The organism is Mesorhizobium sp. M7A.F.Ca.CA.002.05.1.1 (genome assembly GCF_003998335.1).
In the GTDB taxonomy this organism is placed as follows: domain Bacteria; phylum Pseudomonadota; class Alphaproteobacteria; order Rhizobiales; family Rhizobiaceae; genus Mesorhizobium.
In genome coordinates this window covers 1-2,264 of sequence record NZ_RZQI01000936.1, presented here as the reverse complement: position 1 = coordinate 2,264, position 2,264 = coordinate 1, and the positions used below count along the sequence as shown (strand labels likewise).

The following is a 2,264-nucleotide window of genomic DNA, read 5'->3' as shown; positions in this document are numbered from 1 at the left end:
CAATTTCCCGGAGTTCACCGGCCGCATCTGCCCCGCGCCCTGCGAGGAAGCCTGCACGCTGAACCTCGAGGACATTCCCGTCGCCATCAAGACGGTCGAGCAGGCGATCGCCGACAAGGCCTATGAAACCGGCCATATCAGGCCCTATCCGCCGGAGAAGAAGACCGGCAAGCGCGTCGCCGTCATCGGCTCCGGCCCTGCCGGCATGGCGGCTGCCCAGCAGCTTGGCCGCGCCGGCCACGATGTCCATGTCTACGAGCGCGAAAGCCGGCCCGGCGGGCTGATGCGCTACGGCATTCCCGACTTCAAGATCGAGAAGCACTATATCGACCGGCGCATCGAGCAGATGCAGGGTGAGGGCGTGACCTTCCATTGCGGCGTCAATGTCGGCGTCGACAAGCCGGTTGCCGAGCTGCTCGCCGAACATGATGCCGTGCTCTATTGCGGCGGCTCGGAAACGCCGCGCGCGGCCGGCATTCCCGGCGACGATCTCGGCGGCGTGCATGACGCGATGCCCTATCTGGTGCAGCAGAACCGGCGTGTCGGCGGCGAACCGATTCAGTCGGTGGCATGGCCGTCGCATCCGATCATCGCCGGCGGCCAGCATGTCGTCGTCGTCGGCGGCGGCGATACCGCCTCCGACTGTGTCGGCACTGCTTTTCGCCAGGGTGCGGTGCGCGTCACCCAGCTCGACATCCGTCCGCAGCCGCCGGAGAAGGAAGACAAGCTTTCGGTCTGGCCCTATTGGGCGACCAAGATGCGCACCTCGTCCTCGCAGGCCGAAGGCGCGGAGCGCGAATTCCAGGTGGCGACACTCGAATTCATCGGCGAGGAAGGCCAGCTGACCGGCGTCAAGTGCTGCGAGGTCGACGACAAGCGCAAGCCGATCGCCGGCACCGAATTCGTCATTCGTGCCGATCTCGCCTTCATCGCCATCGGCTTTGCCGGGCCGGCCGCGGCCGGGGTGGCGAAGGAATTGGACGGTGAGATGAAGATCGCCACCGACAGCCGCCGCTCCAGGAATGTCGAGGCCAATGACCGCGACTACAAGACCAGCGTGGACAGGCTCTATGCGGCCGGCGACGTGCGTCGTGGCCAGTCGCTGGTCGTCTGGGCGATCCGCGAGGGCCGCCAGGCGGCACGCTCGATCGACGAGGCGTTGATGGGGTCGAGCGTTCTCCCGCGCTGAACCCAGGAGCGTGCAGCGATACTAACGATTGATCGCGGTCGTGGTATCGGTCGCGGCCTTTGGCGGCCATGAGAAATCGTCGGCGCGGCCGGGCGATGCAATCGGTGCCTTGCCCTCGACCACAAGCTTTTCACCGGGCAGGTCCGGATTGGCCTTCGCCGGCGGTGCCGCGCCCAGCAATTCGGAGCCACCGTCGAGTGCCGGATCGCTGAGCAGCATCGGCGCGGTGCGGTCGATAACGATGGGGGCCGCGGCCGGCGCCGGCGCCTCGACAGGTGCGCCCGCCGGAGCGGACGGTGTAATCACGCTTCCAGGCGCGGTCAGGCCGAGGATCTTCAGCAGCGGTTTTTCGGTGTAGAAGGCGAGTTTGCGCTTGCCTGCCTTCGAGACGTTGATGCCGTCATCGGCGCGCAGCCGCACCGGCTGGCCGTTGATGTCGGGGCCGCTGGTGACGAAAGCACCGTTCTCATCGACGAAGCCGTCCCAGACGTCGACGAATTCACCGCCATGGCTTTCAGCGGCCTGATGATAGATGTCGTTGAAGGCCAGCATATCGGAGGTCATCTTCGACACCCGGAAAGCCGGCATGCCGACCCAGAGGAAGGGTACCTTTGCCTCCGCGATAGCTTTGCCGAACGCGTCGGTCCGGCGCTCATATTCCTTGGTCCAGGTTTCAGAGCGGGGCTGCTCGCGCACGTCACCCACCTTCATCTGCTGGCGGTCGTTGGAACCCAGCATGACGACCACGGCGGCAGGTTTTTCGGTCTCGATCAGCGATTTGATCTGTTCGGGCCAGTTGTAGAAATCATCGCGTACGAAGCCGGACGAGCCATTGCTGCGAACGACGATCCTGACGCCGGCATTCTCGGCAAAGGCGGTGTCGAGGCCTTCGGCGAGGCCAGCCGCCATGAAGTCTCCGACCACCAGCACGGTGCGAGCGTCCGGTGCCTTGTCAACCACCGGGATTTCCGGCTCCGCCGGCGGGCGCGGGGCGCGGGGTTTTTTCGCCTTGGGCCTGGGCCTCGGCTTCTGGATGTCCTGCGGCGGCTCGATGCGCTCGCTGCGGCGCAGGAGC

At 65.9% G+C, this 2,264-nt stretch carries 2 protein-coding genes; one reads left to right on the top strand and one right to left on the bottom strand.

Going from position 1 to position 2,264, the window contains the following annotated elements; all coding sequences use genetic code 11:
• Positions 1-1,189 (top strand): glutamate synthase subunit beta (locus EN939_RS30770; protein WP_164751371.1); only part of this gene is annotated, 1,189 nt, incomplete at its 5' end.
• A 21-nt stretch (positions 1,190-1,210) separates the two neighbouring features.
• Here EN939_RS30770 and EN939_RS30765 read toward each other — a convergent pair.
• Positions 1,211-2,260, bottom strand: coding sequence for an SGNH/GDSL hydrolase family protein (locus EN939_RS30765; RefSeq protein ID WP_127271406.1), 1,050 nt, complete (start codon positions 2,258-2,260; stop codon positions 1,211-1,213).
• Between the last annotated feature and the right edge of the window lie 4 nt (positions 2,261-2,264).